At 65.9% G+C, this 18516-nt stretch carries 17 protein-coding genes; 12 read left to right on the forward strand and 5 right to left on the reverse strand.

Annotated elements, in window-relative coordinates; translation table 11 throughout:
• Window positions 1–13 precede the first annotated feature (13 nt).
• The 4 genes from ACSFB7_RS10230 to gtdA all read right to left on the reverse strand — a co-directional run bounded on the left by ACSFB7_RS10230 (window position 14) and on the right by gtdA (window position 4566).
• The gene (locus tag ACSFB7_RS10230; RefSeq protein ID WP_435469593.1) at window positions 14–1240 is read right to left on the reverse strand and encodes a 3-hydroxybenzoate 6-monooxygenase; all 1227 of its coding nucleotides are present in this window, start codon (window positions 1238–1240) and stop codon (window positions 14–16) included.
• 61 nt (window positions 1241–1301) lie between these two features.
• The gene (locus tag ACSFB7_RS10235; RefSeq protein WP_435469595.1) at window positions 1302–2654 is read right to left on the reverse strand and encodes an MFS transporter; all 1353 of its coding nucleotides are present in this window, start codon (window positions 2652–2654) and stop codon (window positions 1302–1304) included.
• 46 nt (window positions 2655–2700) lie between these two features.
• Window positions 2701–3405: a fumarylacetoacetate hydrolase family protein gene (locus ACSFB7_RS10240; RefSeq protein WP_435469597.1), complete on the reverse strand. Its 705-nt coding sequence runs from the start codon at window positions 3403–3405 to the stop codon at window positions 2701–2703.
• Window positions 3406–3477: 72 nt separating this feature from the next.
• Entirely contained in the window at window positions 3478–4566 is a 1089-nt protein-coding gene (gtdA, locus tag ACSFB7_RS10245) for a gentisate 1,2-dioxygenase (protein WP_435469599.1), read from the reverse strand.
• 160 nt (window positions 4567–4726) lie between these two features.
• Between gtdA and ACSFB7_RS10250 the strand changes: the two genes are divergently transcribed.
• The 6 genes from ACSFB7_RS10250 to ACSFB7_RS10275 all read left to right on the forward strand — a co-directional run bounded on the left by ACSFB7_RS10250 (window position 4727) and on the right by ACSFB7_RS10275 (window position 9107).
• The gene (locus ACSFB7_RS10250; protein ID WP_093246416.1) at window positions 4727–5620 is read left to right on the forward strand and encodes a LysR family transcriptional regulator; all 894 of its coding nucleotides are present in this window, start codon (window positions 4727–4729) and stop codon (window positions 5618–5620) included.
• Between the two features lie 424 nt (window positions 5621–6044).
• Window positions 6045–6494 (forward strand): acyl-CoA thioesterase, encoded by a 450-nt coding sequence (locus ACSFB7_RS10255; protein WP_435469602.1) that lies wholly within the window; start codon window positions 6045–6047, stop codon window positions 6492–6494.
• Between the two features lie 90 nt (window positions 6495–6584).
• Window positions 6585–7109, forward strand: a complete 525-nt coding sequence (locus ACSFB7_RS10260; protein WP_435469604.1) for a phasin family protein — start codon at window positions 6585–6587, stop codon at window positions 7107–7109.
• Between the two features lie 125 nt (window positions 7110–7234).
• Entirely contained in the window at window positions 7235–7942 is a 708-nt protein-coding gene (locus tag ACSFB7_RS10265; RefSeq protein ID WP_435469606.1) for a TetR/AcrR family transcriptional regulator, read from the forward strand.
• A 3-nt stretch (window positions 7943–7945) separates the two neighbouring features.
• Window positions 7946–8782: a tetratricopeptide repeat protein gene (locus tag ACSFB7_RS10270; protein ID WP_435469608.1), complete on the forward strand. Its 837-nt coding sequence runs from the start codon at window positions 7946–7948 to the stop codon at window positions 8780–8782.
• A gap of 67 nt (window positions 8783–8849) precedes the next feature.
• A complete protein-coding gene (locus ACSFB7_RS10275) occupies window positions 8850–9107 on the forward strand; it encodes an acyl-CoA-binding protein (RefSeq protein ID WP_435469610.1) in 258 nt (85 codons plus the stop codon).
• A 13-nt stretch (window positions 9108–9120) separates the two neighbouring features.
• Here ACSFB7_RS10275 and ACSFB7_RS10280 read toward each other — a convergent pair whose 3' ends face one another.
• On the reverse strand, window positions 9121–10359 hold the full coding sequence (locus ACSFB7_RS10280; RefSeq protein WP_435469612.1) for a CaiB/BaiF CoA transferase family protein: 1239 nt from the start codon (window positions 10357–10359) through the stop codon (window positions 9121–9123).
• Window positions 10360–10680: 321 nt separating this feature from the next.
• On the opposite strand from ACSFB7_RS10280, the gene ACSFB7_RS10285 reads away from it, so the two are divergent.
• From ACSFB7_RS10285 to ACSFB7_RS10310, 6 genes are all read left to right on the forward strand, one after another.
• Window positions 10681–11571, forward strand: coding sequence for a helix-turn-helix domain-containing protein (locus ACSFB7_RS10285; RefSeq protein WP_435469614.1), 891 nt, complete (start codon window positions 10681–10683; stop codon window positions 11569–11571).
• A 135-nt stretch (window positions 11572–11706) separates the two neighbouring features.
• Complete coding sequence (locus tag ACSFB7_RS10290) at window positions 11707–12627, forward strand: ABC transporter substrate-binding protein (protein ID WP_435469616.1); 921 nt, start codon at window positions 11707–11709, stop codon at window positions 12625–12627.
• 61 nt (window positions 12628–12688) lie between these two features.
• Window positions 12689–14182 carry a sugar ABC transporter ATP-binding protein gene (locus ACSFB7_RS10295; protein ID WP_435469973.1) on the forward strand — a complete coding sequence of 498 codons (1494 nt, stop codon included), beginning with the start codon at window positions 12689–12691 and terminating at the stop codon, window positions 14180–14182.
• Window positions 14183–14528: 346 nt separating this feature from the next.
• On the forward strand, window positions 14529–15509 hold the full coding sequence (locus ACSFB7_RS10300; RefSeq protein ID WP_435469618.1) for an ABC transporter permease: 981 nt from the start codon (window positions 14529–14531) through the stop codon (window positions 15507–15509).
• 183 nt (window positions 15510–15692) lie between these two features.
• Window positions 15693–16823: an alcohol dehydrogenase catalytic domain-containing protein gene (locus tag ACSFB7_RS10305; RefSeq protein WP_435469620.1), complete on the forward strand. Its 1131-nt coding sequence runs from the start codon at window positions 15693–15695 to the stop codon at window positions 16821–16823.
• 21 nt (window positions 16824–16844) lie between these two features.
• Window positions 16845–18371 carry an FGGY-family carbohydrate kinase gene (locus ACSFB7_RS10310; protein WP_435469622.1) on the forward strand — a complete coding sequence of 509 codons (1527 nt, stop codon included), beginning with the start codon at window positions 16845–16847 and terminating at the stop codon, window positions 18369–18371.
• The last annotated feature ends 145 nt before the right edge of the window (window positions 18372–18516 follow it).

Consider the following 18516-nt stretch of genomic DNA (forward strand, 5'->3'; position numbering starts at 1 on the left):
AAGGGAACGGAATTCAGCGAGGCGAAAGAAGCGCCGTTGGCGCATCGTCCAGGCAATGCGCGGGGCGCCAGTCGTACAGCCACTCGACGGCATCGTAGAAGCGCTCGGGCGTGCGCCCCACCCAGAGGCTGTTGCGCACCAGCCGCTCGACGCCGCTGGCGTGATAGATGCGGCCCATCTCGCGCACCGACAGCACCACACGCGCCGTGCGGGCAACGCGCGCGGCTTCGTACAGCTTGAACGCGGCGGCCATGTCGAAATCGCAGGCCTTCACGGCTTCGCCCAGCGTCACTGCGTCTTCGAGCGCCATGCAGGCGCCCTGTGCGAGGTACTGCATCATGGGATGCGCCGCATCGCCCAGCAGCGTGGCCGGGCCCTCGCTCCAGCGCGCGACCGGGTCGCGGTCGGCGGTGCTCCAGCGGCGCCACGAGGTGGGCCGGTCGAGCAACTGGCGCGGGCGCGCATGCACGCCCTCGAAGTACGACAGCACTTCTTCCTTGCTGCCATCGGTCACGCCCCACTCTTCCTGCTCGCGGCTGTGGAAGGTGACGACCAGGTTGTATTGCTCGCCGTGGCGCAGCGGGTAGTGCACCAGGTGGCAGTTGGGGCCGGCCCAGACCACGGGCGCGTTCCAGCGCAGGTCGGCCGGCATGTCGGCCGCCGGCACCACCGCGCGATAGACCACGTGGCCCGAGACGCGCGGTGCATCGCCGATCAACTTCGCACGCACCACCGATTTCACGCCGTCGCAGCCGACGATGGCATCGGCGGTGAAGCGGCGGCCATCGCGCGTGATGGCCGTCACGCCATGCGCGCCGGTGTCGAGCGACTCGACCTGCGCCGAGGTGTGGAAGCGGATCAGCGGATGCTGCTTCACCGCCTCATGAATCGCACCGTGCAGGTCGGCGCGGTGGCTCACCGCATAGGGATTCTTGAAGCGCGCGCGGAAGGCTTCGCCGACCGGCACCGAGGCCACTTCGCTGCAATCGACCGCGTCCATCATCACCAGCCGGTCGGTGAACACCGAGCCCTTGCGCACCGCCTCGCCGACGCCGAGTGCATCGAGCGCCGCGAAAGCATTGGGGCCGAGCTGCAGGCCGGCGCCGATCTCGCCGATGGCGGCGCTCTGCTCCAGCAGGTCGATGGCCACGCCCAGCCGGGCCAGCGCGAGCGCGGCGGCCATGCCGCCGATGCCGCCGCCGACGAGCAGCACGGTGGGGTTGACTCGGGTCGACGTCATCTTGATGAATTCCTTGCGTATCTCTTCTTTGGGGAGCGGGTCATTCGATGCCTAGGCGCATCTAGGCGCGCACGGCATGCGAGACCAGCCCTTGCGCCCTCGCCCGATGAACGCCCAGCATCGCCAGCGTCAGCCCCGCGACGATGGCCGGAATGCCGACCACCGCGAACAGCGAAGGCAGCGACAGGCCCATGGCCAGCATCGCGCCGCCGCCCATCGAGCCGACCACCGACCCGATGCGCCCGATTCCGTTGGCCCAACTGACGCCGGTCGCGCGGCAATCGGTGGGATAGAAGCCCGCCGACAGCGCATTGGCGCCGACCTGCCCTCCGGAGACGCAGAAGCCGGCCAGGAACACCACCGTTCCCACGAGCCACGGCGTTGCGGTGACGCTGCCGATGGCGGCGATGAAAAGCGCCGCGAGCCCGTAGGCCGCAGCCAGCACGTAGTGCGGATTGGCCCGGTCCATCAGCCACCCCAGGGCGATCGCGCCCAGGGTGCCGCCCACCTGGAACATCATGGTGATCAGCGCCGCGGTCTGGAGGCTGACGCCGGTGGTCTTGAGCAGCGTGGGCAACCAGCTCGACAGCAGATAGATGATCAGCATGCTCATGAAGAAGGCCAGCCACATCAGCAAGGTGCCGCGCAGCAGGTCGGGCCTGAAGAGATGCGACACCGGCGAGCCGGCCGGCGGGCGCGGCGGCAACTTGTAGGTGGCGCCTTGCAGGTCTGTGTGGGGAGAAATGCGCCGCAGCGTGCGCGTGACTTCGTCCAGACGCTTGCCGGTGGTGACGAGATAACGGGCCGACTCGGGCAGCAGCACCCACAGCACCGGCAGCAGCAACAGCGGCAGCACGCCACCCACGACCAGCACCGAATGCCAGCCGTAGGCTTCGACGAGGCCGGCCGATGCCAGGCCGCCCAGCGCCGAGCCGACGGTGAAGCCGCAGAACATGGTCATGACCAGCAGCGAGCGCCGTTTCTCGGGGCAGTACTCTGCCGTCAGCGTGATCGCATTGGGCATGGCGCCGCCGAGCCCCAGGCCGGTGAGAAAGCGCAGCACGATCAACATGTCGAGCGACGTCGACCAGGCCGACACCAGGCTCATGAGGCCGAAGAAAAAGACGCTGAGCAGCAGCACCGTCCGGCGGCCGAAGCGGTCGGCAAAAGGCCCGATGGTCAGCGCGCCCACCATGAGGCCGAACAGGCCGGCGCCGAAGACCGGTGCGAGCTGGGCCGGCGCAAGCTGCCACTGCGCCCGGATGGCCGGCGCGATGAAGCCGATCGCGGCCGTGTCGAAGCCGTCGATGGCCACGATCAGGAAGCACAGGACCACGATCATGATCTGGTAGGGCGACACCCTGCGCTGATCGATGAAGCTGGCGACGTCGATGGTGGGTGGGACGGCTGGCACGTGGATGTCTCCTTGTCGTTATGTTCCCGGGCGCTGTCGTGTCGTGTCAGTCGATGCGAACGGTGAGCGAAGGCAGCCGCTCGATGCTCACCTTGATCGTCTGGCCAGCCTTCACCGCGCCCACGCCTTCGGGCGTGCCGGTGAAGATCAGGTCGCCGGGCTGCAGCGTGAAGAGCGTCGAGAGATTGGCGATGACTTCATTCACCGACCAGATCAGGTGCGCGATGTCGCTGCTCTGGCGCACCTGCCCATCGACTTCGAGCGTGATGGCGCCGCCGTTGATCTCGCCCACGTCGGCCAGCGTGCGCAGCGGTGCGATGGGTGCCGAGAAGTCGAAGGCCTTGCCGATTTCCCACGGGCGGCCCTGCTCGCGCATCTTCATCTGCAGGTCGCGGCGCGTCATGTCCAGGCCCACGGCGTAGCTGTGGATGTGGCTGGCGGCCTGCTCGACCGGAATGTCCTTGCCGCCCTTGCCGATGGCGACCACCAGTTCGGCTTCGTAGTGGTAGTTGCTCGTGAGCGGCGGGTACGGAATGGCGCCGGTCTGGCCTTCGGCCACGGGCACCACCGATGCGTCGTCATTGGGCTTGCAGAAGAAGAAAGGCGGTTCGCGGTCGGGGTCGAACCCCATCTCGCGCGCATGCGCCGCGTAGTTGCGGCCGACGCAGTAGACGCGGCGCACGGGGAACAGCTTGTCGGAATCGGCGATGGGCAGGCCGACGATGGAAGGGGGCGTGAAAACGAAGGACATGGGGGCTCCTGCCGCACACGGCGGCACACGGTCGAACAAATGAAAAGAAAGAAAAAAGAGAAGCGCCTGTGTTCAGGCGTCTTCGAGGAAGGCTTCGCGCAGGATGCCCATGGCCTGCTGCACGGGGCGGTCGGAGAAGCTGAAGAGCACCGTGTCTTCGGCCGGGGACAACAGCCGCAGCGGTGCCCACGACGGCACGACGAAGGTGTCGCGCGGGCCGAACTCGAAGCGCTGGCCCGCGATCTCGGCAATGCCATGGCCTTCGACCACGCTGTACACGGCGCCATCGGTCGCGCGATGCGTCTTGCCCGCGAAGCCCTTGGGGCAAAGCTGCAGGTTGGTCGAGATGGTCGGCATCGGTGAGCCACCCGTCAGCGGGTTGACGTAGCGCAGCTTGTGGCCCAGCCATGCATCTGGCGCTTCCTGCTTCTGCAGTTGGGCCAGTGCCTCGCGGCTGCGCGCATAGGGGTAGTTGAAGATCGGCGAGGTGGCCGACACATGGTCGTGCCGCACCGGCACCATGTTGTGGCCGAAGCGTGCAAGGCTGTGGCCTTCGGGCCGCGACACGTGCTGCACCTTGGCGTCGTCGTTCTCGGCGAAACCGGCGTCGAAGAAACGCAGCATCGGAATGTCGAGCCCGTCGAGCCACACAACCGGCTCGGTCACGCCGCCGATGCCTTCGTTGCCGTGGTCATGCCAGGCCCACGAGGGCGTGATGATGAAGTCGCCCGGGTACATGGTGGTGCGCTCGCCACCCACCGTGGTGTAGGCGCCCTTGCCGTCGACGATGAAGCGCAGCGCCGATTGCACATGGCGGTGCGAAGGCGCGATCTCGCCCGGCATGATGAGCTGCAGGCCCGCGTAGATCGACTGCGTGATCGACGCGTTGCCGGGCAGTGCGGGGTTTTCGAGCACCAGCACGCGGCGCACGGCTTCCTCGGCGGTGATGAGGTCGGCCGATTCCATCAGCAGCGGGCGGATTTCGTCGTAGCGCCACAGCGCCGGCACGCAGGGCGTCTGCGGTTCGCGCGGCACCAGTGCGTGCAGCGATTCCCACAGCGGCGAGAGGTTCAGCGGGCGGATGCGCGCGTAGTAGTCGCGGCGCTCCGCGGCGTTGGCCGGGGCGGGCGCGGGGGCTTTGTTTTGCGATGCGGGGTTCATGGCGGGTTTTTGTCTCCGGGCGCCAGCGACGAACAACAACAACAACGACGCCAACGGCGGCATTGTTGATCCGCACCACTATTTCCTCAAGGCCGGTAGCCAATACCCGGAATTGCAAATTCGGATAATGGTGTCTTTCGCCTTCGGAAAAGAACCCCTCATGTCCAAGCTCGATCTCGAATGGCTCGCCGTGTTCGACGAGGTCTACAAGACCGGCAATGTCTCGAAGGCGGCCGAGCGACTGGGCATGGCGCAGGCAGCGGCGAGCACCGCGCTCAACAAGCTGCGCGCGCATTTCGACGACCGCCTCTTCACCCGCACCGCGCAGGGCATGCAGCCCACGCCGCATGCCGAGCGCATCTATCCCAACCTGCGCGAGGCATTGGCGCAACTGGCGCAGGCCCAGGGCAACCGCAGCAGTTTCGATCCGGCGCAGGCGCAGCGGCGCTTTCGCATCTGCATGACCGACATCAGCGAGGTGGTGCTGCTGCCGGGCCTGCTCGACCATCTGCGGCATGTGGCGCCGGGCGTGCACATCGAGACCGAGATCATCTCCACGATCAGCGGGCGCCGGTTGCAGGACGGCGAGGTCGATCTGGCCGTGGGCTTCATGCCGCAACTGGACGCGGGCTTCTACCAGCAGACGCTGTTCATGCAGAACTTCGTGTGCCTGGCGGCGCAGAACCATCCGCGCATCGGCGCCCGGCTCACGCGCAAGCGCTTCGAGGCGGAGGCGCATGCGGTGGTGTCGACCTCGGGCACGGGCCACGCGATCGTCGACACGACCATCGCGCGGCTGGGGCTGAAGCGCGATGTGGTGGTGCGGCTGTCGAGCTTCTTGAGCGTGGCGCGCATCGTGGCGCACACCGAGCTGATCGTGGTGGTGCCGCGCATTCTGGGCAAGGTGTTGGCGACGCAGGAGCCGGTGAAGTTGCTGGAGCCGCCCTTCACGCTGGCGGACTATGCGGTGAAGCAGCACTGGCATGAGCGTTTTCATGCGGACCCGGGGAATGCGTGGCTGCGGCGCACGATGGCTCAGTTGTTCAACGGCTGATTTTTTGCGCTGCTGTTGTTCTTTCAGGGGGACGCTCACGCCGACACGGTGCTCTTTTTCGCGAATGTCCCCCGCTTCGCTCCTCCTTTATTTCGCGAAAAAGAGCCCCGTATCGACGCGAGCGCTGGACAGAGCGGTTGTTGATCGGCGATCACCAGCAGCGTGCCCCAGTGCGAATGGCACCAGGTGCTCCCCGCAGCGAAATAAAGGAGGAGCGAAGCGGGGGACATTCGCGGAGGGGAGCACCTGGTGTCATTCGCACTCGCCCTGAATGAACCCGAATCCGACCCAACAAACAAGGCATGGCATGGCACAAGCCTTGCAGACAGACGCGCATGCCCCGGAGACAGCCGGCGCGGAACCAGACACCGGCCGCTCGCATAATCGCGGCTCCCCACCACAGCCCACACAAAAAAGGCGCCCCATGTCCTCCATCACCCTGCGCTTTCTCGCCGAGCCCAGCACCGTCAACTTCGGCGGCAAGGTCCATGGCGGCACGGTCATGAAGTGGATCGACGAGGCCGGCTACGCCTGCGCGACCAGCTGGGCCAAACGCTACTGCGTCACCGCCTTCATCGGCAGCATCCGCTTTCACCGGCCGATCATGATCGGCGACCTCGTCGAAGTCGAAGCCCGCCTGGCCTACACCGGCACCACCAGCATGAACATCTCGGTCGAGGTGCGCAGCGGCGACATGAAAGGCGGCGCGATGGAAAAGACCACCGAATGCCTGATCGTGTTCGTCTCGGTCGACTCGCACGGACGGCCGCTGCCGGTGCAGAGCTTCGTGCCCGGCACGCCCGGTGAAATGGCCCTGGCCGAACGCGCCAAGACGCATCTCGACGCCAGCCGCGCGGCCGGCGCCACGCCCTGACCCTTCGCAACTAGGCGGAAAGCTCTAACGGCGAAGGCCGTGGGCGGCTAGAGTCCTGCGATTCGACGCCCCCTTTCAAGGAACATCCGCATGGCTACCGCCGACGACGACAGCAGCAACAACAACAAAGCCTCCGACCGCATCAAGGATTCCGCCCAGCAGATCTGGCTGGCCGGCCTCGGCGCCTTCGCCAAGATGCAGCAGGAAGGCAGCAAGGCCTTCGAGGCGCTGGTCAAGGACGGCGCGGGCATGCAGAAGAAGACCCAGCAAGCCGCCGAAGAAACCCTGGCGCAGGCCCAGACCCGCATGGCCGGCTTTGCCAGCGAGTTCGGCACCAAGGCCGCCGGCCAGTGGGGCAAGCTGGAGAACATCTTTGAAGAACGCGTGGCACGCGCGCTCGAAAAACTCGGCGTGCCCTCGGCCGCCGACATGGCCGCGCTGCAGGCGCGCATCGACACCCTCGAAGCCCAACTGAAGCACCGCGGTGGCGCCAGCAGCGAAACCGCCACGCCCGCCAAGACGGCGCGCGCCGCCCGCAAGACCGCTGCACGCAAGGCACCCACCGCTCCCGCGAAGAAAACCGTGCGCCGCCACAACAGCGGCAACGCCGGCTGATCCTGCCGATATTGCGGCACTGCACAAAAAATCAGCACCGCAAAACATGGCCCGCACCGTTCATGGTGCGGTGCACATACGCTAGAGTGTCCCCAAGAGACCACGAGACACACGGGGGCACCGACATGGCAAAGAAGGCGCCACGCCGCACAGCGCAACGCATCCTCGAAGCCGCATTGGACCTGTTCAACCGCTTCGGGGAACCGAACGTCTCGACCACATTGGTGGCGGGCGAACTCAACATCAGTCCGGGCAACCTCTACTACCACTACCCCGCCAAGGAAGAGCTGATCAACAAGCTCTACGAAGCCTACGAGGCTGAACTCAACGAGCTGCTGCACGCCAGCGAAGGCGTGCACGACGTGGAAGACGCATGGTTCTTCATGCACAGCCTGTTCGAGCTGATCTGGCGCTACCGTTTTCTGTACCGCGACCTCAACGACCTGCTGAGCAAGAACCGGCACATCGAGACCCAGTTCCAGCTCGTGCTGAAGAACAAGGCCCGCGCCATCCGCCAGTTGATCGCGGGCCTGGGCCGCTCCGGCCATCTGGAGATCGACGCGCACGAGGTCGACACGCTCGCGCAGAGCATGGTCGTGGTGCTGACCTACTGGCTCAGTTATGAATACGTGCGCAACCCGCGCGAGGCGCTGGAGCCTGCGCACGCACAGGGTGCGCTGCTGCGCGGCGGCCATCACACACTGCACCTGCTGGCGCCCTACCTCGGACGCGAACAGCGACGGCATCTGCTGACACTGAGCAATGCCTACAACGGGGAAGATGCCGCGAACGGCGGCAGCGCCGCGGCCCCCACTGTCGATATGGCGGTCTAGACCATGCCCCACCCAGACTTCAAACCGCTCTCGCTCATGTCCTCCGGGCCGGTGGCCGCCAACACGGAACCCTGGACCCCCCTGCCCTACGCCGACACGCCGCGCTACGACGCCCGCAGCGTGCTGCCGCACTGGCAGCGCCTGCATGCCGGCAACGGACTGCCGCCGCCGGCCGAGGATTCGCCGCTCGCCGAGGGCTGGGCCCTGTTCCACAGCGGCGAATTCGAACGCGCCGCCGCCCTCGGATTGCGGCACGGCGCCGACGGCCTGGTGCTCGCCAACCAGGCCACCGCCATCTACGCCAACTACCTGGAGCCGCGCGAAGCCGTGCGCCTGTCGATGTTCCGCCAGGTGATCGAGCGCGCCGGTGCCCAGGTGGCCGCCGAGTCCGAGAACTGCCACGCCCTCTACTGGCAGGCCTATGCGCTGGGCCGCTACAGCCAGGGCATCAGCGTGGCGCGCGCACTCGCGCAGGGTTTGGGCAGCAAGCTCAAGGCCGCGCTGGAACGCGTGATCGCGCTGCAGCCACAACATGCCGACGCGCACTTCGCGCTGGCCGCCTTCCATGCAGAAGTGATCGACAAGGTGGGCCCGCTGGTCGGGCGCATGACCTATGGCGTGCGTGCCGAAACATCGATCGAGCTGTTCGAGCGCGGCCTCGAAATGCACCCCGATTCGGCCGCCGGAATGATGGAGTACGCCCGCGCGCTGGCGATGCTGCATGGCGAGTCGCGCATGGGCGAAGCCACGCAGCTCTTCGAGAAGGCCGCCGCGCTGAAGCCCGCGGATGCGCGGGAGCGGCTGGACGTGGAACTGGCGCGGGTGGGGTTGCACGACTGAGTCTGGTACAGGCAGGTACCACGGCATTTAAGATGCGCGTTTTCTGCTTTTCAATTTGACGACCGCCATGTCCGATCTCAACGCCCTGTTCGAAGCCGCCCAGGCCAACTCCAAGCTGCTCGCCGAGCGGCCCGACAACCCGACACTGCTCAAGATCTACGGCCTGTTCAAGCAGGCCACCGAAGGCGACAACGCCGCCAAGAAGCCCAGCTTCAGCGACTTCGTGGCGCGCGCCAAGTGGGACGCATGGACGGCTGTGAAGGGCGTGAGCGCCGACGAAGCCAAGCAGCAATACATCGACCTGATCGAATCGCTGCGCGCCTGAGCGTCTTCGTCGATCAGCCGACGATCCCGCGCGCATGCAGCGCGGCGATCTGCTCGGCGCTCAACCCGATTTCCTTCAGCACCGCATCGGTGTCCGCGCCCAGCGCCGGCGCGTTGTGCCGGTGGCTGGCGGGAGTGAGCGACAGCTTGGGCACGAAGCCGGGTACGGAAAGCGCGCTGCCGTCCGGCATGGTCACCTGTTGCAGCATGCCGCGCGCGGCGTAGTGCGCATCGGCCGCGATGTCGGCGATGGTGTAGATGCGACCGGCCGGCACATGCGCCGCATCGAGCGCGGCCAGCACTTCGCTCACCGTGCGCTGCGCGGTCCAGTCGCCGATGGCAGCATCGAGCATTTCGACCTGCGCCACCCGTCCCGCATTGCCCGACAGCGCCGCATCGGCCGCGAGATCGGGCCGGCCGATGCACTCCATGAGCCTGCAAAAAATGCTGTCGCCATTGCCCGCGACGATGGCATAGCCGCCGTCCGCGCAGCGGTACGCATTGGTCGGCGCGATACCGGGCAATGCGCTGCCGGCGGCCTCGCGCACCGCGCCGAATTCGCCGTACTCGGGCAGCAGGCTTTCCATGCAGTTGAAGACCGCCTCGTAGAGCGCCACGTCGATCACCTGCCCCACGCCCTTCGGATGTTCGGCGCTCACCGTCGCATGCCGGTGCTGCATCGCCATCAGCACGCCGATCACGCCGTGTAGCGACGCCAGCGTGTCGCCGATCGACACACCCACGCGCACCGGCACGCGGCCCGGCTCGCCCGTGAGATGGCGCAGCCCGCCCATGGCCTCGGCCACCACGCCGAAGCCGGGGCGATCACGGTAGGGGCCGGTCTGGCCGTAGCCGCTGATGCGCAGCATCACGAGCGCGGGGTTGGCGGCCAGCAGCGCGTCGGGGCCCAGGCCCCAGCCTTCCATCGCGCCGGGGCGGAAGTTCTCGATCAACACATCGGCCTCGGCCGCGAGCTGGCGCACGATGGCCTGCGCCTCGGGCTCGCGCAGGTCGAGCGCCAGCGAGCGCTTGTTGCGCGACTGCACCTGCCACCAGACGGACGTGCCGTCCTTCAGCAGCCGCCAGGTGCGCAGCGGATCGCCCGCGCCGGGCGGCTCGATCTTGATGACCTCGGCGCCGAAGTCGGCCAGCGTGCGTGCGGCAAAAGGCCCGGCGATGAGTTGCCCGAGTTCGACGACCTTGAGGCCGGCCAGCGGGCCCGTGGCCGCAGGAGAAGAAGAGGTGTTCGTCATGGCGCCAGAGTGTGCCGTGCCGACGCCGGGCGCTCTCGGGGCGGGAAAACACCTATGAAATTTTGACGCGCTGCTTTCGGCGGCTTTTGCAGTGCAGCAATCGCACCGTGGCGCCCCGCTCTCCCCGGAGGAGAAAGCGCTTTGCTGCGATGCAATGCCCGTGTCCAGCGGCTTGCCTTGATGTCAAAAAAGTATCAACCTGAAGCGCCATCTCTGGTTGTTGACGTCCTGGGCGATTCGTACAGTCCGCCCCACGCTGTCACACGTCGCCATCCGCGACAAACAAGCAAGCCAACAAAGAGACAAGGAAAGAAGAACGCCATGCAACCCGATCTGGAAATCGTCGAAGTCCGCGGTGACGAGTCGTTCACCGCCTGGGCGCACGGCTATCCGTATCGCACGGTGCGCTGGCACTTCCACCCCGAATACGAAATCCAGCTGATCGTGGAAACCAAGGGCGTGTACTTCGTGGGCGACCACGTCGGCCACTTCGAGCCCGGCAACCTCGTGCTGATGGGTCCCGACCTGCCGCACAACTGGATCAGCGACGTGCCCGCCGGCCAGAGCGTCGAGCGGCGCGGCATCGTGATCCAGTTTCCGGCCACGCTGCCCGACCACATGGCGGCGGCCTTCCCCGAGTTCCAGCGGATCGTGCCACTGCTGGCCGAGTCGGGCGCGGGCGTGCTCTTTTCCGCCGAGACCGCCATTGCCGCCAAGCCGATCATGGAATCGCTGCTCGAAGCGCGGGGATTGCGCCGCGTGATCCTGCTGCTGTCGCTGCTCGAGTTGCTGGTCGACAGCAGCGACCGCCAGCGGCTCGCCAGCCCCGCCTTCAAGCCCGACCCCAAGGCCTTCATGTCGCATGCGATCAACAACGTGCTGGCGCACATCGCGGCCAACCTGGGCGACGACCTGCGCGAGCCGATGCTGGCCGAGCTGGTGGGCCAGAGCCCGAGCGCTTTCTCGCGGTCTTTCCGCAAGCACACGGGCCAGTCATTCGTGCGCTATGTGAACCGGCTGCGCATCAGCCGCGCCTGCGAGCTGCTCACCAACAGCGAGAAGCCTGTGCTCGACGTCTGCATGGACGTGGGCTTCAACAACGTGTCGAACTTCAACCGGCAGTTCCTGCTGCACAAGCGCATGCCGCCGACCAAGTTCCGCAATTTCCATCGCATGCAGGCCGCGGCCTCGCGTGCCGCCAACCCGCCGTAGCCGGGCTTCTTTTCGTGTTCCCGTGTCGTCACCGGCGCGGCCCCCTCGGGTGCCGCGTGGGGCGAGCCTTTGTCCGCGTTTTTTCGACCGTCAGTCAATCAGTCAGTCCATCACAAACCCAAGGAGACAGCCACCATGAAGAACATCCTCAAAGCCACCGCCCTCACCGCCGCACTGGTCTGCGGCGCATCCGCCGCGCAAGCGCAGGCGCCCAAGCAGCCGCTGCGCATCGGCATGACCTTCCAGGAACTGAACAACCCCTACTTCGTGACGATGAAGCAGGCTCTGGAAGAAGCCGCCGCCACCATCGGCGCGACCGTGGTCACCACCGACGCGCGGCACGACGTGGCCAAGCAGATCGGCGACGTGGAAGACATGATCCAGAAGAAGGTCGACATCCTGCTGCTGAACCCGACCGACTCCGCCGGTGTGCAGTCGGCCGTGCGCTCGGCCAAGAAGGCGGGGCTGATCGTGGTGGCGGTGGATGCCAACGCGCAAGGCCCGGTCGATTCGTTCGTGGGCTCGAAGAACACCGACGCGGGCCGCCTGGCCTGCGAGTACCTTGCCAAGAGCATCGGCGAGAAGGGCGACGTGGCGATCCTCGACGGCATTCCGGTCGTGCCGATTCTTGAGCGCGTGAAGGGCTGCCGCGAAGCGCTTGCGAAGTACCCCGGCATCAAGGTGGTGAGCACGCAGAACGGCAAGCAGGAGCGCGCCACCGCGCTCACCGTGACCGAGAACATCCTGCAGGCCAATGGCAACCTGAAGGGCATCTTCAGCGTGAACGACGGTGGCTCGATGGGCGCGCTCGCTGCCATCGAGGCCAGCGGCAAGGACGTGAAGCTCACCAGCGTCGATGGCGCGCCTGAAGCCATCAAGGCAATGCAGAAGGCGGGCTCCAAGTTCATCGCGACCACCGCGCAGTACCCGCGCGACCAGATCCGGCTGGCCATCGGCATTGCGCTTGCGAAGAAGTGGGGTGCGAACGTGCCGGCCGCCGTGCCGGTCGATGTGAAGCTGATCGACGCTGAAGGCGCCAAGACCTTCAGCTGGTAAGACGCGCAAGCAAACGAACTAGCGGACGGACAGGCCCGTGACCACGAACGACAACGCCGAGATGCTGCGGCTCGAAGGCGTCTCCAAGAGCTTCCCCGGCGTGAAGGCGCTCGCGGGCATCGACCTTTCGATCCGCAAGGGTGAGGTGCATGCGCTGCTCGGCGAGAACGGCGCGGGCAAGTCGACGCTGATGAAGATCCTCGGCGGCATCTACCAGGCCGACGAGGGCCGCATTTTTATCGAAGGCAGCGAGCGTCAGTTCGCGGGCTACAACGACGCGATTGCGGCGGGCATCGGCATCATCTTCCAGGAGTTCAGCCTGGTGCCGTACCTGAATGCGGTGGAGAACATTTTTCTTGGCCGCTACCTGAAGAACCGCTTCGGGCTGATGGACAAGGCGGCGATGAAGCGTTCGGCGCAGCGGCTCTTCGACGAGCTGGGCGTGCAGATCGACCTCGGCGTGCCGATCTGCCGGCTCTCGGTGGCGCAGCAGCAGTTCGTGGAGATCGGCAAGGCGCTGTCGTTGAAGGCGCGGCTGCTGGTGCTCGACGAGCCGACCGCCACGCTCACGCCGAACGAGGCGGGGCATCTGTTCAAGATCATGCGCGAGCTGCGTGCCAGGGGTGTGGCGATGATCTTCATCTCGCACCACCTGGACGAGATTTTCGAGGTGTGCGACCGCATCAGTGTGCTGCGCGACGGGGCCAATGCAGGACATGCGGACGTCGGTGCGACCGATGTGGATGCGCTGGTCGAGATGATGGTGGGCCGCCGCATCGAACACAACTTTCCGCCGAAGCCACAGCCTGCGCCGCGCGGCCGCAAGGTGCTTGAAGTGCCGGAAATTCAACTCGCGAAGGGCGGGCCGGTCAACGCCTTCGATCTGTACGAGGGCGAGATCCTTGGGTTTGCGGGGCTGGTGGGTTCGGGCCGCACCGAGCTTGCGTTGGGAATGATGGGCGCCGACCGCGTGCATCGCAAGACCGTTCTGCGCAACGGCAAGCCCGTGCGATTGAACGATCCGACGCAGGCGCTGGAGAACGGCATCGGCCTGCTGCCGGAGAGCCGCAAGGTCGAGGGGCTGATCACCGACTTCACGATCCGCTTCAACATTTCGATGAACAACCTGGGCAAGCACCGTCATGCGGGGCTGGTGAGCCAGAGGTCGGAAAAACAGTCGGCGAGCGAACTCTCCAAGCGTGTGGGTGTGAAGGCGCCTGACATCGAGACGCGGGTTGCCACGCTGTCGGGCGGCAACCAGCAGAAGGTGGTGATCGCGCGTTGGCTCGGCCACGACTGCGAGGTGCTGATCTTCGACGAACCCACGCGCGGCATCGACGTGGGTGCCAAGGCGGAGATCTACAGCCTGATGCGTGAACTCACGCGGCAAGGCAAATCGATCGTGATGATTTCTAGCGAGTTGCCGGAGATCGTCGGCATGTGTGATCGCGTCGCTGTGTTCTCTGGCGGGGCCATCGTGGCGACGCTCGAAGGCGACGCCATCAACTCGGGCGACATCATGCGTTGCGCTACTTCTTCGGGGGGCCTTCAATGACTTCTGCTGCTGGTTTTTTGATTCGACGCGTTGTGTTTGGCGCTCGTTGTTCAGGGCGGCACTCCCGCCGACACGGTGCTCTTTTTCGCGAATGTCCCCCGCTTCGCTCCTCCTTTATTTCGCGAAAAAGAGCCCCGTATCGACGTGAGCGCTCAGAGCACTTGTTGATCGGCCGCAAACGCAGAGCGTGCCTAGGTGCGAATGACGCCGGGTACTCCCCGCAGCGAAATAAAGGAGGAGCGAAGCGGGGGACATTCGCGGAGGGGAGTACCCGGTGTCATTCGCACGCACCCCGAACAGAAGCCCACGTTTTCAAAACCTCGCAATGCCCAGTGGAGCACCTGAAATGAACACAACCGCTACGCACCCCACACCGCCGGCGCCTGCAGGCAGCTTCTTCACCCAGTTGCGCCGCTCCACAGCATTCCTTCCACTGGTAGGGCTCATCGCGATCTCGGTCTTCATGATCGTCGCGACCGACAACTTCCTCTCATGGGGCAACCTGCAGAACATCGCGCTGCAATCGTCGATCAACGCGATCATCGCGGTGGGCATGACGGCTGCGATCCTCACTGGGGGCATCGACCTTTCGGTGGGTGCGGTGGTCGCGCTGTCGGGCACGCTGGCCTCGGGGATGATGGTGCAGTTCGGGCTGCCGCCGATGCTTGCTGTGCCGCTGGGGCTGGCTGTCGGCGTGGTGATCGGCCTGTTCAACGGCTACTGCGTGGCCTACCTGCGCATGCCGCCGATCATCGTGACGCTGGCCACCATGGGCATTGCGCGCGGCATCGCGCTGATTTACACGGGTGGGTATCCGATCGACGGACTGCCCGATTCGTTCGCCTTTCTCGGCGGTGGCGTGCTGGCGGGCATCAAGGTTCCGATCCTCATCATGCTGGCCACCTACCTCGTGGCGTATGTGCTGCTGAACATGGCGCCGTTCGGTCGCTATGTTTATGCCATCGGAGGCAATGAGGAAGCCACGCGGCTGTCGGGCGTTCGCGTGTCGCGCTACAAGCTGCTCGTGTATGGGCTGAGCGGATTCACTGCTGCCGTTGCCGGCATCGTGCAAGCGGCGCGCGTAACCAGCGGACAGCCCGGCGTGGGCGTGGGCTTCGAGCTGGATGCGATCGCGGCTGTGGTGATGGGTGGCACGTCCATTGCCGGTGGGCGCGGTGCCATTGTGGGCACGCTGGTTGGCGCGCTGCTGCTCGGTGTGCTGAACAACGGTCTCAACATGATCGGTGTGTCGCCGTATCTGCAATTGATCATCAAGGGCGGGATTGTTCTGCTCGCGATCTTCATCAGCCGCGAAGCCAAACGCTGACCCCTCTTTCCTTCTGTCTTGCTCCTTCCCCCTCTGGGGGAAGGCAGGGATGGGGGCAAGCGGCGCGGGTTCTGGCCCAGTGCCTCATCGACCGCCGCTTGCCCCCACCCCTGCCCTCCCCCGGAAGGGGAGGGAGAAAAACCAAACCCAAACCCAACACCCCCCTCCGACCACAAGGACCCCATGTCGTACCAAAAACTCCAGCCCAACGCCTCAGGCGCCATCGGCGAACTTGCCGCCATGCAGGCCGTCGTCTGCCACGGCCCCAAGGACTACCGCCTCGAAACCGTGGCCATGCCCACCATCGGCCCGAACGAACTGCTGATCTCCATCGCCGCCTGCGGCATCTGCGCCTCCGACTGCAAGTGCCATTCAGGCGCAAAGATGTTCTGGGGCGGTGACGGCCAGCCTTCGTGGGTCAAGGCGCCGGTCATTCCAGGCCACGAGTTCTTCGGTTATGTCGAAGCACTCGGCGAAGGCGCAGCCGAGCACTTCGGCGTGCAGAAAGGCGACCGCGTGATCGCCGAGCAGATCGTGCCTTGCGGCAAGTGCCGCTTCTGCACCTCGGGCAAATACTGGATGTGCGAGGTGCACAACATCTTCGGCTTCCAGCGCATCGTGGCCGATGGCGGCATGGCCGACTACATGCGGCTGCCGCCGACCTCGCGCGTGCACAAGATCCCCGATGGCATCTCGCTGGAAGACGCGGCCATCATCGAGCCGCTGTCGTGCGCGATCCACACGGTGAACCGTGGCGACATCCAGCTCGACGACGTGGTGGTGATCGCGGGCGCGGGCCCGCTGGGTTTGATGATGGTGCAGGCCGCGCGCCTGAAGACGCCGAAGAAGCTGATCGTGATCGACCTCGTGCCCGAGCGCCTCGCCCTGGCGAAGGAGTACGGCGCCGACGTGACGATCAACCCCAAGACCGAGAACGCCGACGCCATCGTCAAGGGCCTGACCGAAGGCTACGGTTGCGACGTGTATATCGAGACCACCGGCGCGCCCATCGGCGTGACGCAGGGGCTGGAGATGATCCGCAAGCTCGGCCGCTTCGTCGAGTTCAGCGTGTTCGGCTCGGAGACCAGCGCCGACTGGTCGATCATCGGCGACCGCAAGGAGCTGGACGTGCGCGGCGCGCACCTGGGGCCGTACTGCTACCCCGTCGCCATTGACCTGCTGGCGCGCGGGCTCGTCACTTCGAAGGGCATCGTGACGCATGACTTTCCATTGACCGAATGGGAACGCGCCTTTGCGCTGGCAAACTCGCTGGATTCCATCAAGGTGCTGCTCAAGCCGCAGCCCAGATCCTGAGAAACCGAGAGACAGCCAACCATGAAATACGTGATCGGCATCGACATCGGCACGCAGAGCACCAAGTGCCTGCTGGTCGGCATCGACGGCAAGGTGCATTCGCAACACAGCGTGGCCTACCAGCCCGAAACGCCGAAGCCGTTGTGGGCGCAACAAGACTGCGCGGTGTGGTTCGACGCGGTGTGCGAGAGCGTTCGCACCTGCGTTGCACGAAGCGGCGTCGCGCCTTCGGACATTGCCGCGATGTGCGTGAGCAGCCTCTACGGCGGCGCGGGCATCCCGGTGGATGCGGCCATGCAGCCGCTGCACCCCTGCCTGATCTGGATGGACCGGCGCGCCACCGCTGAGGTCGCATGGGTGAACGCGAACGTCGATGTGCCGCGCCTCGAAGCCATCACCGGCAACGGCGTCGACAGTTATCACGGCTTCACGAAGATCCTGTGGATTCGCGACCAGTTGCCCGAGGTGTGGGCCAGGACCGCGTACTTCCTGCCGCCCAACAGCTACATCAACTGGCGCCTGACCGGCGAGCTTGCGGTCGATCACAGCTCGGCCGGCAACATCGGCGGCGTGTACGACGCGGCGCGGCGTCGCTGGTCGAGCGAAGCGCTCGACATGCTCGGCATTCCGGCGCGCATGATGCCGCCGCGCCTTGTCGAGTCGAGCGACATCGTGGGTGGCCTCAGCGCGGAATGGGCCGCGAAGCTCGGCCTTGCCGAAGGCATGCCGTTGATGGCGGGCGGCGTCGATGCGGCCGTGGCCACTTTCTGCGCGGGCGTCACCGGCAGTGGCGACCACGTGGCGATGATCGGCACCAGCATGTGCTGGGGCTTCGTGAGCCCGACGGTCGATGCGCGGCACAAGCTCATCACCATGCCGCACGTGTACCGGGGCGTGGACCGCAGCTATGTGTTCGGCGGTGCGATCACGGCGGGGGCGGCCATCACGTGGTTCAAGGACACCTTCTGCCAGGCCGAGATCGCCGAGGCCGCGCGCACCGGCGAAGACGCGCACGCGCTGATCGAGCGCAAGGCCGTCGACGTACCGCCCGGTGCGCAGGGGCTGGTCTTCCTGCCCTACCTGATGGGCGAGCGCAGCCCGATCTGGGACGCCCAGGCCAAGGGCGCATTCATCGGCCTGTCGCTCGCCCACAGCCGCGCGCATCTGTACCGCGCGGTGCTTGAGGGCGTTAGCTTCGCGCTGCAGCACAACATCGAAGCCGGCCGGCAAAGCGGGCAGCCACTGGACGACCGACTGATCGTGGTCGGCGGCGCGGCGCATTCGGATCTGTGGATGCAGATCGTGGCGGACATCACTGGCTATCGGGTGTTCACCATCGAGGAAGAGGTCGAGGCGGCGCTTGGTGCGGCGATGCTTGCTGCGCTCGGTGCTGGGTTGGTCGACGCTGCCGTCGCTGAGCGCGGCTGGGTCACGCTGGTTGAACGAGCGCGGCCGGAGCCTGCGGCGCAAGCCGTCTACCGCGATCGCTTCGATATCTACAAGTCGCTTTATCCGGCGTTGCGGGATGCGATGCATCGGTTGGGATGAACTCTTTTCTTTAGCCCTGAGGCGCTGCTGTTCAGGGCGGCACTCACGCCGACACGGTGCTCTTTTTCGCGAATGTCCCCCGCTTCGCTCCTCCTTTATTTCGCGAAAAAGAGCCCCGTATCGGCGCGAGCGCTGGACAGAGCAG

The sequence above is a fragment of the Variovorax raffinosi genome (assembly GCF_051216615.1).
Taxonomy (GTDB): Bacteria; Pseudomonadota; Gammaproteobacteria; order Burkholderiales; family Burkholderiaceae_C; genus Variovorax.

What these genes read in the sequence shown, in the direction of transcription:
- ACSFB7_RS10230 (WP_435469593.1), bottom strand. Translation starts at nt 1,240, where the DNA reads ATGACGTCGACCCGAGTCAACCCCACCGTGCTGCTCGTCGGCGGCGGC.
- ACSFB7_RS10240 (WP_435469597.1), bottom strand. Translation starts at nt 3,405, where the DNA reads ATGTCCTTCGTTTTCACGCCCCCTTCCATCGTCGGCCTGCCCATCGCC.
- gtdA (WP_435469599.1), bottom strand. Translation starts at nt 4,566, where the DNA reads ATGAACCCCGCATCGCAAAACAAAGCCCCCGCGCCCGCCCCGGCCAAC.
- ACSFB7_RS10250 (WP_093246416.1), top strand. Translation starts at nt 4,727, where the DNA reads ATGTCCAAGCTCGATCTCGAATGGCTCGCCGTGTTCGACGAGGTCTAC.
- ACSFB7_RS10255 (WP_435469602.1), top strand. Translation starts at nt 6,045, where the DNA reads ATGTCCTCCATCACCCTGCGCTTTCTCGCCGAGCCCAGCACCGTCAAC.
- ACSFB7_RS10260 (WP_435469604.1), top strand. Translation starts at nt 6,585, where the DNA reads ATGGCTACCGCCGACGACGACAGCAGCAACAACAACAAAGCCTCCGAC.
- ACSFB7_RS10265 (WP_435469606.1), top strand. Translation starts at nt 7,235, where the DNA reads ATGGCAAAGAAGGCGCCACGCCGCACAGCGCAACGCATCCTCGAAGCC.
- ACSFB7_RS10270 (WP_435469608.1), top strand. Translation starts at nt 7,946, where the DNA reads ATGCCCCACCCAGACTTCAAACCGCTCTCGCTCATGTCCTCCGGGCCG.
- ACSFB7_RS10275 (WP_435469610.1), top strand. Translation starts at nt 8,850, where the DNA reads ATGTCCGATCTCAACGCCCTGTTCGAAGCCGCCCAGGCCAACTCCAAG.
- ACSFB7_RS10280 (WP_435469612.1), bottom strand. Translation starts at nt 10,359, where the DNA reads ATGACGAACACCTCTTCTTCTCCTGCGGCCACGGGCCCGCTGGCCGGC.
- ACSFB7_RS10285 (WP_435469614.1), top strand. Translation starts at nt 10,681, where the DNA reads ATGCAACCCGATCTGGAAATCGTCGAAGTCCGCGGTGACGAGTCGTTC.
- ACSFB7_RS10290 (WP_435469616.1), top strand. Translation starts at nt 11,707, where the DNA reads ATGAAGAACATCCTCAAAGCCACCGCCCTCACCGCCGCACTGGTCTGC.
- ACSFB7_RS10295 (WP_435469973.1), top strand. Translation starts at nt 12,689, where the DNA reads ATGCTGCGGCTCGAAGGCGTCTCCAAGAGCTTCCCCGGCGTGAAGGCG.
- ACSFB7_RS10300 (WP_435469618.1), top strand. Translation starts at nt 14,529, where the DNA reads ATGAACACAACCGCTACGCACCCCACACCGCCGGCGCCTGCAGGCAGC.
- ACSFB7_RS10305 (WP_435469620.1), top strand. Translation starts at nt 15,693, where the DNA reads ATGTCGTACCAAAAACTCCAGCCCAACGCCTCAGGCGCCATCGGCGAA.
- ACSFB7_RS10310 (WP_435469622.1), top strand. Translation starts at nt 16,845, where the DNA reads ATGAAATACGTGATCGGCATCGACATCGGCACGCAGAGCACCAAGTGC.